Source organism: Thalassospira sp. TSL5-1 (genome assembly GCF_001907695.1).
Classification (GTDB): Bacteria; Pseudomonadota; Alphaproteobacteria; order Rhodospirillales; family Thalassospiraceae; genus Thalassospira.
Window position 1 is genome coordinate 1301122 of record NZ_KV880638.1, and the last position, 15517, is coordinate 1316638.

General features: G+C 53.3%; 10 protein-coding genes. 6 read left to right on the plus strand and 4 right to left on the minus strand.

All coding sequences use genetic code 11. The features are described from left to right. Positions 1-68 precede the first annotated feature (68 nt). Complete coding sequence (locus LF95_RS15500) at positions 69-3374, minus strand: autotransporter outer membrane beta-barrel domain-containing protein (RefSeq protein ID WP_083607716.1); 3306 nt, start codon at positions 3372-3374, stop codon at positions 69-71. Positions 3375-3735: 361 nt separating this feature from the next. Here LF95_RS15500 and LF95_RS15505 point away from each other — a divergent pair, with 361 nt between their 5' ends. Further along, positions 3736-5397 (plus strand): FMN-binding glutamate synthase family protein, encoded by a 1662-nt coding sequence (locus LF95_RS15505; protein ID WP_073955918.1) that lies wholly within the window; start codon positions 3736-3738, stop codon positions 5395-5397. A 92-nt stretch (positions 5398-5489) separates the two neighbouring features. Here the strand turns inward: LF95_RS15505 and LF95_RS15510 are convergent, their stop codons facing one another. After that, on the minus strand, positions 5490-5795 hold the full coding sequence (locus tag LF95_RS15510) for a cupin domain-containing protein (RefSeq protein ID WP_073955919.1): 306 nt from the start codon (positions 5793-5795) through the stop codon (positions 5490-5492). Between the two features lie 392 nt (positions 5796-6187). After that, complete coding sequence (locus LF95_RS15515) at positions 6188-6709, minus strand: hypothetical protein (RefSeq protein WP_143182062.1); 522 nt, start codon at positions 6707-6709, stop codon at positions 6188-6190. Positions 6710-6937: 228 nt separating this feature from the next. On the opposite strand from LF95_RS15515, the gene LF95_RS15520 reads away from it, so the two are divergent. Then, positions 6938-7645: a TIGR00266 family protein gene (locus LF95_RS15520; protein ID WP_073955921.1), complete on the plus strand. Its 708-nt coding sequence runs from the start codon at positions 6938-6940 to the stop codon at positions 7643-7645. Positions 7646-7732: 87 nt separating this feature from the next. Here the strand turns inward: LF95_RS15520 and LF95_RS15525 are convergent, their stop codons facing one another. Beyond that, positions 7733-8680 carry a LysR substrate-binding domain-containing protein gene (locus LF95_RS15525; protein ID WP_073955922.1) on the minus strand — a complete coding sequence of 316 codons (948 nt, stop codon included), beginning with the start codon at positions 8678-8680 and terminating at the stop codon, positions 7733-7735. A 165-nt stretch (positions 8681-8845) separates the two neighbouring features. Here LF95_RS15525 and betC point away from each other — a divergent pair, with 165 nt between their 5' ends. The 4 genes from betC to LF95_RS23060 all read left to right on the plus strand — a co-directional run bounded on the left by betC (position 8846) and on the right by LF95_RS23060 (position 15463). Further along, positions 8846-10399 carry a choline-sulfatase gene (betC, locus tag LF95_RS15530; RefSeq protein ID WP_073955923.1) on the plus strand — a complete coding sequence of 518 codons (1554 nt, stop codon included), beginning with the start codon at positions 8846-8848 and terminating at the stop codon, positions 10397-10399. Between the two features lie 769 nt (positions 10400-11168). After that, a complete protein-coding gene (locus LF95_RS15535; protein ID WP_073955924.1) occupies positions 11169-12572 on the plus strand; it encodes an FAD-binding oxidoreductase in 1404 nt (467 codons plus the stop codon). Positions 12573-13077: 505 nt separating this feature from the next. Continuing rightward, the gene (locus LF95_RS22990; protein WP_168173689.1) at positions 13078-14187 is read left to right on the plus strand and encodes a hypothetical protein; all 1110 of its coding nucleotides are present in this window, start codon (positions 13078-13080) and stop codon (positions 14185-14187) included. Between the two features lie 304 nt (positions 14188-14491). After that, complete coding sequence (locus tag LF95_RS23060; RefSeq protein WP_073955927.1) at positions 14492-15463, plus strand: hypothetical protein; 972 nt, start codon at positions 14492-14494, stop codon at positions 15461-15463. Positions 15464-15517: the final 54 nt, after the last annotated feature.

Below are 15517 nucleotides of genomic sequence, written 5' to 3' on the forward strand. Positions count from 1 at the left end.
CGCACGTAAAACGGCTACAACGGCAAAATTGCCGCCGTTGCCGTTTTAAATCGTTTGTTCAACCGGGATTAAAAATCCCAATTCAGCCGCAAGGTGGCTGTCTGGCTCTGGTATCCTGCGCGCAATTCCCCGTCATAAGACAGCTTCAGGCTGATGCTGTCATCGGTGATGTAGGAAAGTCCCAGGCCCAGCCGGATGCCATCTGATGCGAGGCCCTTTGTTTCGATGGTGTAATCCGTGCCGCCGATCTGGCCCGTGGTATCCACCGTATTGTCGGTATAATCATGGATCCAGGCCGCCGAAACTTCTGGCGATACAATCCCGGTGGCTGTTTCAATGTTCCAATCGGTCCGGGCGCCGACTTCATGGGTGACACTGCTGTTATTTTGACTGTTGACCGAGTTGTTGGCGGCACCTGCGCCTGTTTCCTTGTAGGAGTCAGTATGCGCACCCAGCCAGCGCAGCCCGGCAAAAGGCGTTAGTGTTGTTTCACCAAAATTGAAATCATAGCCGACACGGGTGCGGGCCATATATTGCTGGCCGTTATAATCGGCACTGGCCGTATTGCCCAAAAAGGAAATGGTCCGTTCCTGATCGTAATGGTTCCAGCCCGCACCAATCTGTCCATCCACGGCAAGGCGGTTGATGCGATAGGTTCCGTAAAAGGTCATTTGATAGCTATCAAGCGTATTTGTCGATCCGTTCGAGGCATTGCTGCCATCCGTCCAGGACCGCACCCAGCTTAAGGCAACACCGCCCAAAAGGTCAGGGGTGATCAAATGATCAAAGCCGGTGGTAAGGCCAACACTTTTGCTGGTAAAGCCGTCATTTTCACTGTCACCGGCGCGGTGGGCGGACCCGCCAAGGATTTGGCCCCATAACTGGCTGTAGCGTGCCGCGCTCCCGGCTGCAACCCCGACTTCGCGTCCGCCATCATCCGACATGGCAAGTTGCTGGCGGGTTTCGACAGCCCCAATGACAATAGATGTCGCCTGGGCTGATAACTGGACGGTATTGGCGGAATTGGCGGGGGAAAGTTCCTTGATGGCTTCGCCACGCTGGTTTTGCGGTAGGCTGTCAATTTGCGCAAGAACCTGGTTTTGAAAGGCAATCGCCTCGGGGCTGTCTTTTGTATTGATGGTATCAAGGGTGCGACCCAATGGAGCTGCGCTGCCTCCCTCGGCATCTCCGACCGGGGTATATTTGCCCGTTCCATTCCCTTTGGTCAGGACCACCACCAAATCCTTGCCAATAGTTTTGACAGCGGCATTACGGTCACCTGTGCCCACAACAGAGGCCGACAAAGTGGAATAGCTTCCCGTGCCACCGGCACCAACAATTGTGTAGCTGTCGCCAACGGCAAGGTTGTTGCCAGATACCACAATGTTTGAATTGCTGATTGAGGCGTTGCCTGAAACGTTAAGTACACCATGCGAGGACGTGCTGACGGCCTCTATCAGCAACCCACCGCCTGTCTGAACGTAATTGCCGGTAATTGTCACTGCATTGCTGAGTTTTAGCGTGGCACCCGTATTATTAACGCTGTGACCGGTGGCATTTATATCGTCATTCAGCCAGATTTTTCCGCTGGAAAAGACAAGATCGGCATTTGTATGCGTGATTTGCCCCTTAACCATGCTGTTATCGCTGGTATAACCGCTTAAAACGCCATAAATCGTTGAATTGTCGTTTGAAATCGTCAGTCCGGTTGCACTGGTATTTTCGATATTGCCTTTGATCGTGCCGCTATTCACAAGACTTTGCATTGTGCCCGCATTTTTAATGGCATATTGCGTTGCCGAAATCGTACCGCTGTTGGTGAGTTGCGCGATAGATCCCGTTGTCGTGGTGGCAATACCAACAGCACTGGACAGTGAAGAAACGGAAAGTACGCCACTATTTTCAACCGATACATTAGAACCGTCATCGATGAAAATGCCTGCTCCACTGGCCTGACCAGCAACTGTCAGGCTGCCTGAATTTTTAATGGTGCCTGTTACTGTTCCCGCCGCGACAATGCCACCTGCACGCGCATTTGTTGAAACTGAAAGTGTGCCTGTATTGACAACTGAAACGCCGGAGCCAGCCTCGATCATAATGCCGGTGCTGCTGGTGCCATTTGATATTGTCATCGTGCCGAAATTGCTGATGGTGCCTGCAATAGTGCCGGTATTTTTATAATCAATACCGTAGATTGTGCCAGCGGATGCCGTTGCAGTCAGTAAGCCGGTATTGGCAATATTTATTGTTCCGTCCGCTGTTTCCGCATAAATACCCCGCAGAGCCGATATCGTGCCGGCGTTCGATATCGTTATATTGCCCGCCGTTAGTGCTTTGGCTTCGATACCGGTATCGGCATTGGCATTGATAGTGCCGGTGGATGTGTTGGTAATTGTCGTATTTCCCGATGTGGCAACCTGGGTCTGGATGCCGATATGGCCTCCGCCAGTATCATCATGGGTTGTGTTGTTAGACGATGTGACGGTGCCGCTATTTGTGACAATGGCATCGCCATTTGTGCTCCAGGCTACAATGGCGTGATCATCCTTGGCGTTAAGCGTGCCACTGTTATTGACGGATGCGTTCCCGCCGTCGGCCGACCATAAGACGATAGCCTGACGTGTATCCGTCTCGATAGACCCGGTATTTGTTACGGCAACGTTCCCATAATAATTGACGCCATATGCGCCTCTTGTACCTGCTTTAACCGTTCCATTATTCGTGATTGAAACGGTATACGGATCTGTAACGACATCCTTTGTACCGCTATCCCCATAAAGACCGCGGTCATCGGAGGTTACCGAGCCTGACGCTTCGTTTGTGATGGAAACATTGCCAGCTTTTGTTGTGGCAATAATCCCTGCCGCGCCGCTTTGTTGGCCGGTCGAATTGATCGTTGCACCACTGCTGATCGTAATATCGCCAGAGGTCGCATTTTTGAACCAGACAGCGCCAAAACCACCGCCAGTTGAAGTGACGGATGCCGTGGACGCTATCGTTGCAGTTACGTTGCTGTTTGCCTTCGTGACATCAAAAATCACGGCGCTGTAATCTGAACGGTTAAGCGTCGTACTTCCGTTAATCGTCAGGGTTTGATTGGTGGCCCCTGTAATGGAGCCACTTGAATCAGGTGCAAATTCAACAGATTGTGCTGTTTCGTCGCTAATGGTCAGCGAAGAGATGGTATCGTCTGAGAAATACTGAATCTGACCGCTGCTAAAGCAGTTTGCCCGGGTAAATGTGCCCGTTGGGTTGCAAGCGGCTTCCGCTGTTTCCGCCGCAAACAAAGCGAGCGTTGAGACCGAACAACATAAAACGAGCTTCTTCCAATTGATATTTCGGCATGCGCTTGACGTTAATTTGTAATGTGACATCGATTTCCCCCGACCTGAATATTTTTCAAGATAAATAATACATTATTCGATTGTATAAAATTGTAACGATAAGTTTTGCAAAACTATTCTTATGGGGTGTTTATTTGCCTTCATCTAATTCATAAGTATATATCATAAGGGAGTGTTGTGTGTTTGTGCGCTGTGGGATTGATAGAATCGGAACGAGTGATGTTTTTGTAATGCCAATGCCGTCAGAGTCGCGATGGCTCCGTTGAGCCCTTCCTGGAAATAAAGGGTGATCAGCAAGGCTTGCAGCGGGCTTTGAAATGGTTACATTTGCCGGGGTGCTACAGTTGGTTGCACCACCTTTTTCCCGCTTCATTCGACAGGACAGGCTCTTTTGAAATTCGTCATCGAGTATCAGCGTTACGCGGTTCTTGCCCTGGTAACGCTTCTGGCGGTTGTATCGCTGCTGTGTGTGCCGTTTAGTGCCTGGTTCTGGCTGCCTGCCATTGTGTTTGGGGCGCTGGTGCTGGTGGGTATCCATGATTTGCGCCAGTCGCGCCATTCGATCCTGCGTAACTATCCGGTAAGCGGCCATATCCGCTTTATTCTGGAAAGTTTCCGCCCGGAAATCCGCCAATATATGATCGAAAGCGACCATGACGAGGTGCCGTTCAGCCGTCAGTCGCGCGGGCTGGTCTATCAGCGCGCCAAGGGGGCGGAGGATAAACGGCCCTTTGGCACCATCGAAAATGTCTATGCCTCGGGCTATGCCTGGCTGACCCATTCCGTCTCGCCCACCGTGCTCCCGGACAAGGATTTTCGTGTGCGCGTGGGCGGTTCGCAATGCAAACAGCCCTATGATGCCAGCCTGTATAATATCTCCGCCATGAGCTTTGGTGCCCTGTCGGGCAATGCCATTTTGGCGCTGAACAAGGGGGCAAAAAAGGGGGGCTTTGCCCATGATACCGGCGAAGGCAGTATTAGCCGTTATCACCGCCAGGGTGGGGGTGATCTGATTTATCAGGTGGCATCGGGTTATTTTGGCTGTCGTAATGAGGACGGGACTTTTTCGGCAGAAAAATTCGCCGAAACGGCTGCTGACCCCCAGGTCAAAATGATCGAGGTGAAGCTAAGCCAGGGGGCGAAGCCCGGGCATGGCGGCATGTTGCCCGCTGCCAAAATTACCGAGGAAATTGCCGAGGCGCGGGGCATTCCAATGGGGATGGATTGTATTTCCCCTGCTGCCCATCGCACCTTTTCAACCCCCATTGGATTGATGGAATTTATTGGTCAGTTGCGGGATCTTTCCGGTGGCAAGCCGGTGGGATTCAAGCTGTGTATCGGCCATCGCCGGGAATTTATGTGCATCGTCAAGGCGATGTTAAAAACCGGTATTCTGCCCGATTTTATTGTTGTCGATGGCAAGGAAGGCGGTACAGGGGCCGCCCCGGTGGAATTTGCCAACCGGGTGGGGATGCCGATGCACGAAGGCCTGACTTTTGTGCATAACGCCCTGCGCGGAGCAGGCATTCGTAACGAGATCAAAATTGGCGCGGCGGGCAAAATCGTTTCGGCCTTTGATATTGCCCAGGTCCTGGCCCTGGGGGCGGACTGGTGCAATGCGGCGCGTGGCTTTATGTTTGCGCTGGGCTGTATTCAGGCGCAGTCCTGCCATACCAACAAATGCCCGGTCGGTATTGCCACCCAGGACCCGGTCCGCCAGCGTGCGGTGGATGTGGGCGATAAAAGCGAGCGTGTGGCCCGTTTCCACCATAATACCATGCACGCCCTGGCCGAAATTACCGGGGCAGCGGGGCTGAGTGACCCGCGCAATTTTATGCCATATCATTTCATGTTCCGGCAAAAGGATAATGAATTCCTTGATGGCAATGAAATGTATCCCTATTTGCCGGAGGGTTTTTTGGTCTCGGGCCCGGAAATACCGGAATTGTCGGACTGGCACAGCCGCTGGGACCGTTCATTCGCCGAAACCTTTGCCCCGTCCGAAATTCCGTTCGGGCCGTTTAAAAAGCGCGAAATGGTGCATAGTACCTGAGTGATAAACATATATGATCGAGGTAGGAAATGGTTCTGCCTGCCTCGATACTGCTGTGTGTCGTTTTAAGATTTTATATTGGGCCTTTTGGATTAACTTCCGACAGGGTCGATAATCATAAGGGTACCATGACTTCCCTTTGATACCGCGTGGGGAATGCCTGCAAGTGCCAAATACATTTCGCCTTCGGAAACTTTTATTTCCTCACCTTTAACATTCAAAAACATTTCGCCGCTAATGACAATCAAGGCTTCGTTATAGTCGTGTGTTTCGTCAGGAATTTGTTGTTCGTCCATTTTAAGGATTTTGATATTACAGTTTCCGGACTGCCCAATAATGCTGGATTTCCAAAAGTGAGGCAGGTTTTGCGCTGTGTTATTAAGATTTATGTGAGTCATTGAAGATATTCCTGTATTGGTTTTTTTGTGCAACAATAATTATTTTTAAATTAGGTAAAATAAAAACGTTTTTAGGTTATGGATTTATGTTCTGATAGAGGCTTTTGTGGAGATTTTTTATCTCACACATTTCTATTATTCGTGTATTATTATGACTCCAGCGGACAAAATACTTGAAGCTATGTCTTCATCTAGGGGCATTGTGACGTGTCAAAAGCCCTTGTAGCACACCGCCCGGCCAGGAACCACGCACAATGCCAGTCCCCACCCCTGGAATGGCGGCAGTTAAGGCCTTGAAGCCTCAAAGAGTGCCGGAATGAAAATTGATCACGCCATCACGTAACGTCAGAAGGGTATAAATAGCCCCGTTGTCACACCCCGTCCGGCAATCGCTACAACCCGAATGCAGTTTTAATACGCCGGGTGGAAACATTTGCCAGGGTGGTACTTCGGCTTTCATCCTCAAAGGCGACAAGGGCGGACTGCCCCACCCGATTGATCCAGAACCGGTTCAGTAGCGCAAGCTGGCTTGCGGGTAACGGGCCAAATCGCGAGGTTTCAATGCCGATAAGGGATGTTTGCATATCGGGGGATGGCGCAGGGGAAAACTGGCAGGTGATACTATGCGCAAAGACAGGTGCACCCGTGCCCAAAATGGGAAGATTATCGGAAAGCGCACTGTTATTCGCGCGGTGATAGGCGATGCTATCAGGCAGGATTTGGTAGATCAGCGTGACGCGATTATTTGCGACATCCATATCGGGCCAGGTTAGCAAGCGAAAGCGCAGACCAGCATTTTCAACGCCCGGCAGGGCAACGCGGCAGATATCGACTTTGTATATATCGTGTTTTTCGCAGCCCGCCAGAAGTGGCGCCAGCAACAGCCCCGGCAAAATCTGCCAGCCCCTGATCATCCATCCCCGCCCCATATCGCACCCTATTTTTGAGGATAGGATATGATGCAATCTTTGCGGGAATTGTCAAAGGGGGAAACCGCAGCGGCTGCAAAAATGTCTTAATGTTGCCCTGCTTTGCCAGACAAAATAATGTTATTAAAAGGACATAGAGTAGGCAGGTGGCTCTCCTGGAACGGCGGGGCTTCTGCTGTCATAACCGCAAAACAAATGCAAAAAGGATCTCCTGTGGCAGACGTTATCGATTACGAAATCATCGGCAGTGAAATGCAGTTGGTCGAAATTGAACTCGATCCCGGTGAAGGGGTGCGCGCCGAGGCGGGGGCCATGATGTATATGGGTCACGGCATTACCATGCAGACCAATACTGGCGGTGGCCTGTTTTCCGGTTTCAAACGCATGCTGACGGGCGAAAGCTTTTTTATTACCAGTTTTGTCCATGAAGGCAGTGGCAAGGCCCATGTTGCCTTTGCCGCCCCTTATCCGGGCAAGGTGATTGATCTTAATCTGCGCGATTTTGGCGGGACTATCCTGTGCCAGAAGGATGGCTTTTTATGCGCCGCAGCAGGCATCGATATTGATATCGCCTTTTCCAAGCGCCTTGGTGCAGGCCTGTTTGGTGGTGAAGGCTTTATTTTGCAGCGACTGACCGGTGATGGCATGGCCTTTGTTCATGCCGGTGGCACCATTGTGCGCAAGGATTTGCAACCGGGCCAGCGCCTGCGGGTGGATACCGGTGCCCTTGTTGCCCTGACCGACAGTGTCGATTATTCCGTTGATTTTGTCGGCGGGTTCCGCAATGCGCTGTTTGGCGGCGAGGGGCTGTTTATTACCACCCTGGAAGGGCCGGGCACCGTGTGGCTGCAAAGCCTGCCTTTTGCCCGTCTGGCAGACCGCATTGCCTCTGCCCTGCCCAAGGACCGCAACAAGGATTGATTTTAAGTCTGACGGAACATGCCAGCCGCCGCCCGCCATGTGCCGGGTGGCGGTTTTGTTTTATCAAGGGGCGGGACCGTATGTGTTTTAAAGCCTTTTGTCCCCGTTTCTGTCCTTATTGGCGAAGGCAAAGCGGCTGGCATTGCCATCGGCGATCATGTCGCAGGCCCAGTTGGTAAAGGCCGTAACCTGGCTTTGCCGGTGCGGGGCGGTGCGCGATGTCAGGACATAGCCGCGCTCGGATGGCAGGGTAATGTTGCTGGCCGGGACAAGTTGCCCGCTTTGTAAATGCTGCTCTAACAACCCCGTCCAGCCCAGCGCCACACCCTGCCCGGAAAGCGCGGCAGATAACACCAGCAAATAGGTATTAAAGCGATGCCCGCCAAGCGGCCCAGTGGGGATGTGCCCGGCGATGCGCAGCCAGCTTTCCCAGTTAAACCAGCGATTTTCAATTTCGCTATCCAGATGCAACAGCGGCATTTTGCACAGATCCGCCGGTGTTTGGGCCACGCCATATTGTGCCAGAAAGGCCGGGCTGCAAACCGGAGTCACCCGTTCGGCCAGCAGCAATATCCCCTGCGGCCCGCAATGGCCGAAGGAAAGTTCGACATCAATATTGGCATCCATCCCGAAACGCCCGGTCTGATTGGTGACAATATTAACCTCAATATCGGGAAAACGGGCGGTGAAATCGGCCAGATGCGGCATCAGGATGAAGGAGGCAAAGGCAAAATCCGTCCCCACACTGATACGGGTTTTGCGCCGGGTACGGATGGTTTCCACCGTCTGGTCAATGTGCCCAAAGGCCGCGCTGACACTGTCATAAAGCTCCTGTCCTGCACGGGTCAGGGCGACACCACGATGCAAACGGCGAAATAGCGGCTGGTTAAGTTGCTCTTCTAACAGGGTTATCTGATGGCTAACCGCAGGCTGGCCAATGCCCAGTTCCTGGGCCGCACGGGTAAAACTGCCGCAGCGTGCAGCCGCTTCAAAGGCAATCAGGGCATGGGGCGAGCGGATGTTTCCATATTTCATGCCATCAATATTATTGATGCCAGTGATGAATACAAGCGGTCTTCACAAGAACCCTTCAAATGTTAAACAGCAACAATAATGCAGGGCACACCAGGCCGTTGCGGCGGTTGGCAGCTTGTTCATGCTGCCATACCTGTCATTCATTTAATCAGGGGGATATACGCGATGACGTCGTCAAAGCCGATGAATATTCTGTTTGTCATGGCCGACCAGTTGGCCGCGCGCTGCATGCCGCTTTATGGGCATAAGGTGGTCAAAACCCCGAACCTGGATGCGCTGGCGGAAAATGCCGTGGTATTTGATTCCGCCTATACCAACAGCCCGCTTTGCGCCCCCTCGCGCTTTTGTCTGATGACCGGCCAGCTTCCCGGCCGGATCGAGGCCTATGACAATGCCTCCGACCTTGCATCCGATATTCCCACCCTGGCGCATTATGTGCGCCATGCCGATTATCGTACCGCTTTGGCCGGGAAAATGCACTTTTGCGGGGCGGATCAGCTTCATGGTTATGAAGACCGGTTAACGGCGGATATTTATCCTGCCGATTATGGCTGGTATTGTGATTGGGACAATTTCGACACCCGGCCAACATGGTATCATAATATGGGCTCTGTCACTCAGGCCGGGCCGGTTTATCGCTCCAATCAGCTTGATTTCGATGATGAAACCGTCTTTGAAGCCCGGCGTTATTTATACGACGTTGCCCGCAGCCAGCGCCATGATGACCGGCCGTTTTTCCTGACGGTTTCCTTCACCCACCCGCACGATCCCTATAACGCGCGGCCTGAATTCTGGAACATGTATGACGGGGTTGATATTGATCCGCCCCATGTCACCCTGAACCCCGAAGACCTCGACCCGCATTCGCGCCGCCTGCGCCATGTGTATAATCTGGACCAGCAACCCGTCACCGATGAAGATGTGCTCACGGCACGCCGGGCCTATTATGCCTCCATCAGCTATGTTGATTGTCTGGTGGGGGCGTTAATGCGCACCCTGCGCGAAACCGGCATGGCCGATAATACGCTGGTTATTTTCAGTGGCGATCATGGCGACATGCTGGGCGAACGCGGCATGTGGTATAAAATGTCGTGGTATGAGCCCTCCGCCCGGGTGCCGCTGTTTTTTGCCTTTCCCGGTGCGCGGGGGCAAAAGCGTGTGTCACAGTCGGTTTCCCTGATCGATATTTTGCCTACCCTGCGCGATATTGTGGGTGATGAAGCCGTGCCAGCGCCCGCCAGCCCGATTGATGGCCGCAGCCTGATGCCCCATATCAGCGGTACAGGCGGCCATGACGAAGTGATTGGCGAATATTGTGGCGAAGGCGCCCTGTCGCCCATCATCATGATCCGGCGCGGGGCATATAAATACATCGCCTCGCAAACCGACCCGGACATGCTGTTTGATCTGGCGAACGATCCCGATGAGCTTCATGACCTGATCAATGATCCCGAACACCACAAAATCCGCGATGCCTTCCGCGCCGAACTGGCCGAAAACTGGGATTTGGAAACTTTCCGTAAAAAGGTGATCGACAGCCAGAAACGCCGCAAACTGGTTTACGAAGCCCTGACCCGGGGCCGCATCACAAGCTGGGATCACCAGCCGACCCGCGATACCTCCAACATGTATATGCGCAACCATAAAGACCTTGACGATGTTGAGGCTGATGCCCGCCTGAATGTGCCGGGTTTTTATAAACCCAAAGCCGCCGGATAATCGGCGCAGCGTGCCGTCGCCCGCTATTTGAATAACCGCCGCTGAAATAAACCGCCTGCGGTTGCGTGGGCGGTTTATTGTGTGAGGTTTTTCTTCGATCACACCATATTTGGTGTGCGAAATTTGAAGGTAATTATCTATAATATAGCTGTTATTCGTTTCGTGTTTGGGAAAAGTGAAATGTATGCTGCGAACGGCTTGCCTTGGCACTTGTCACTAATTCGCTATGTTTTTTTGATTTTTACAAACAGGTGTTTGTGCATTTTCCTGTCCATTTCGACGTTATTAATCTCATACGGATTTGATGTGTATTTCGGTGAGCCGAACTATTTTTCTAGATGTTCGGGGATTTTGACGGTGTTGGGACTGGTTCTCACAATTAAGCATAGTTATCTTTCCAATATCCGAGATCTAAATAGTTTAATATCTAGCTCGTTTAAAGAAGCTGAATGTACTCCGTCGGCCAAAGAAATGGCGGAAAATCCAGACACGATGCGAATCCTGTATTCGCGTGCCACGGACGAAGGACTTGGCTTGATCTTGATTGTGGTTGGAACGCTTTTCGCTGTTGTCGGGCCGTCGATACCCCTTGTTTCGATCAGTTTTCCCGGGTGATTACCCGCACCTGAATTAAATTCCTGAGGTACGAGGCTTTGGATTTTTGCGCCGGGGTACGAAAAGGTAATACCAATTTGCAATGTGACGTCGTAGGGTGGGCAAAATGCCGGGCAGGCAAGCCTTGCCCAAATTCATCTATACGAGGAACGTCATGTCGGATCATCATTATGAACGGGCCGTGGTACCGGCCAGCCTGATTGAAACCTTGCGCGAAAAATTTGGCGACCGTGTTTCAACGGCCCAGGCGGTTTTGGATCAGCACGGCAAGGATGAAGGCTGGCACGATGCGTCCCCGCCCGATGCCGTTGTTTTCGCCACCTCGACCGAAGACGTCGCGGAAACGGTTAAGCTGTGTGCGGCCCATGATGTGCCCATCGTGCCTTTTGGGACGGGGTCTTCACTGGAGGGCCATGTGGCGGCCCTGCGCGGTGGCATTTGCATTGATGTGTCGCGCATGGATCAAATTCTGGAAATCAATAACGAAGACCTCGATTGCCGGGTGCAGGCCGGGGTGACGCGCGAACAGCTTAACGAACATCTGCGCGATACCGGCCTGTTCTTTCCGATTGACCCGGGGGCAAATGCCTCTATCGGTGGCATGACGGCCACCCGTGCCTCGGGCACCAACGCGGTGCGTTATGGCACCATGCGCGATAATGTTTTGTCGCTGACTGTGGTGACGCCGGAAGGCAAGGTGATCAAAACCGCGCATCGGGCACGTAAATCATCGGCGGGCTATGACCTTACCCGTTTGTTTGTTGGTTCCGAAGGCACGCTGGGCGTTATCACGGAAATTGGTCTGAAGCTCTATGGCATTCCAGAGGCCATGTCGGCCGCTGTTTGCGCCTTTCCTTCGGTCGAGGCAGCGGTGAACACCACTATCATGACCATTCAGGCTGGTATTCCGGTGGCGCGGATTGAATTGCTTGATGCCCTGCAAATCCGGGCGGTGAATAATTATTCCAAAACCGGATATGACGAAAAACCAACCCTGTTTTTTGAATTCCACGGCACCGAAGCCGGTGTCAAGGAACAGGCGGAATTTGTGCAATCGGTGGCCGAGGAATTTGGCGGCGAAGGCTTCCAGTGGGCAACCCGTGCGGAGGACCGGACCAAATTGTGGGCTGCCCGGCACAAGGCCTATTATGCCTCCCTGCAGCTGGAACCGGGCAAACGCGGCATGTCGACCGATGTGTGTGTGCCGATTTCGCGCCTGGCCGAAGCCATCATGGAAACCCGCGAGGATTGCGATGCCTCGATCCTGACCTGCACAATGGTGGGCCATGTTGGCGATGGCAATTTCCATACCCTGATATTGCTGGACCCGGAAAAACCCGAGGAAGTCGCCGAGGCGCACCGCTTGCATGAACGCATGGTGATGCGCTCGCTCCGCCTGGGCGGGACCTGTACCGGCGAACATGGCATCGGTTATGGCAAGCTGGCCTTTATGGAGGCCGAACATGGCCCCGATACCATCGCCATCATGCAGGCGATTAAACATGCCATCGACCCCAAGGGGTTGATGAATCCGGGCAAGCTCGTTCCGGGTGCCTGATCCGATATTTGCCCACGTAAAACGCTGCCAGATATGCCCTCTGGCGGCGTTTTGTTTTAGGGATGGGATCGTGCGCTCAGAATGAGACGGTGGCTTTAGGATGGCTGACCGGCCACTGTGAAAGCCGTGGCTGTTGTCCAAATTACCTTTGTCGCTGCATAAAAAAGTATGTTGGATCGAAATTCTTGAATGCCGGGATTTATGTGTGCGGGCATGGTGCGACGCGGAGGCGATAACGATTGTTGTTTCGTCTTTGGCAGCGGGAATAGGCGCATATTTACCCGTTTTGTTGCATTGCTGTATAAATCACAGGGTGAAATCGGCAGTTTGCCGGAAATAAGCGATTATACGCTGCTGACAAATAACCGCGACAAGCGATCACAATCTTTTAGGTCATTGTCTGGCGGTTTTATTCGGTTGCTGTTTTGGCCTTTTGGGGTAAAATTTAAAAAGTAAGAATCTTTCGCGCTGGCGCGATTTTCATTTTGAAACGGGGACACGATCAATGAAACGGGTGTTGAGATTTGTTGCGATTGCAGCCCTTGCTGGCAGTCTGGTTGCGGTAAATGCGTTACCCGTCTGGGCGCAGGATGCGGGGGCCTCTGGAGGGGCCGCCGCTGTGAATACGGGTGGAGCAGGCGCGGGTGGCGGAGCAGGCTTTGGCGGGGCTGGAGCCGGAGCTGGCGGAGCTGGTGCAGGTGCAGGTGCAGGTGCAGGTGCTGGAGCTGCGGGAGCCGGTGCAGCAGGGGCCGGTGTTGCGGCATCTGCCGCAGCCGGAACGCTTGGGGCGGTTGCCTCCGCCAGTTTGGCCGCTACACTTGGCGCCGTTGCCGTTAGTGATGCGCGTCCGAGCTCCACTACTACAGGTGCAAACAATAATAAGAACAGTGGAAACACTGGTGCTGGTCTTACTGCTGCAGAAAGACAGCTTGTCAATAACGCCAATACGGATCCGGCATCGCTTGCGCAAGTCGTGCAGCAAATTATTCAGAACCGACAACAGACCGGGGCCAATGGTGGATTTACAAATTCGGTAGCGGCGCAACTGGTACAACTGGCGGTCAGCCGTAACAAGGGTGCCGCTGCCACAATTGCCACTACAGCCATCGCTGTTGCCAAGGGAAACAGTGTTGTCGTGGACGAGAAAACCGGTCAGATTGTGGTGACGGTTGTGGCCGTTGCAGCAAATACCGCGCCCGAACAAGCGGGAGAAGTGACGACGGCAGCCGCCAGTTTGGCGCCGGATTTGCTGACAGCTATTACCGATGCCGCAGTCCAAGGGGCGCCGGAACGGGCGGCCGATATTACGGCAGCCGCCGTTAAAACTAACCCGAGCCAGGCGGCCGCAGTGGCCGCGGCCGCGGCAAAGGCGGCCCCCCAGCAGGCGGCTGCGATCACCACAGCGGCAGTTGCGGCAGCACCGTCGCAGGCCACAACAATCACAACCCAGGTTTCCGCCGTTCAGGGGGTGAATTCCCAGGACGTTCAAACAGCGGCGAATACAACAACCGAGGATTCGGTTGATAACACCAATGACGGGTTTGACGATGTCGAGCCGGTAGAGCAAAGTGCCGCGCAGGAAAATCCTGCCAGCCCGACCACACCCAAGACTTAAGGCGCGGGCAGTTCTCTGACGTTTTAAAAATGTCTAAAAAAGCCCTGCTGGATGGGTTCCAGCGGGGCTTTTTCTCGTTTTGATCGGAGGATCGCAATAAATCATCGGGTGAAATCGGCAGTTTGCCGAAAATAAGAAATTATACGCTGGTGACAAATAAAACCGCGAGAAGCGGGCACAATCTTTCAGGTTATTTTCTGGCGGTTTTATTTTGTTGTTGTTTCAGCCCCTTTGGGTAGAATTCAGAAAGGGACAAATTTTTCGCGCTGGCGCGATTTTCATTTTTTAAAGGGGAACTGGATCAATGAAACGTTTAATCAAAGTTGTCGCGATTGCCGCCCTTGTGGGCAGTTTTGTTGCCGGAAATGTGTCATCTGCCTGGGCCCAGGCGGCGGGTGGAGCGTCTGGTGCTGGTTCTTCCAGTACTGGTACCGGTGGGGCCGCAGCCGGTGCTGGCGCGGCAGGGGGGGCTGCCGTCGGTGGTATTACGGCAGGGGCGGTGGCTGGTGGTATTGCGGCGGCAGCGGCGGCTGGTGTGGCTATTGCTGTTGCCTCATATGATAACGTCGCGTCACTTACTGCTGCTGAAAAGAAAGCTATCGATGATGCGAAAGCGGACCCTGCTTCTCTGGCACAGGTCGTTCAGAAGATCCTGCAGGATCATCGAAAAACTCAAGCTGGCCTCTCGCCCAATATCGCGGGACTTGTCACTTCATATGCAATCAAGCGTAATCCGAATGCTGCTGCGACGATTACGTCAACTGCAGTTGCCGTTGCGGGAGGCGGCACAGTTGAGGTGAAAGAGGAAAATGGTCTGGTTGTTGTCACTATTGTCGCTTCTGCAGTGGCAAGTGTCCCTGACAAAGCAGGAGAAATCATGATCGCAGCCGCAACGGTAAGGCCTGAATTTGTGGAACAAATTACACAGGCTGCCGTGACGGCGGCGCCAGACCGTGCGGCTGACATTACGACTGCCGCGGTCCGGTTTGATCCGTCTCGGGCGGCGGTGGTGGCAAAGGCTGCGGCAACGGCGGCTCCCCAGCAGGCGAAGGCGATCACCACAGCGGCAGTTGCGGCAGCACCGTCGCAGGCCACAACAATCACAACCCAGGTTTCCGCCGTTCAGGGGGTGAATTCCCAGGACGTTCAAGCAGCGGCGAATACAACAACTGAGGATTCGGTTGATACTACCAATGACGGGTTTGACGATGTTGAACCGGCACCGCAAAGTGCCGCGCAGGAAAATCCTGCCAGCCCGGACACACCCGAGACTTAAGGCGCGGGCCGTTCTCTGTCGTTTTAAAAATGTCTGAAAATGGCCCTGCTGGAT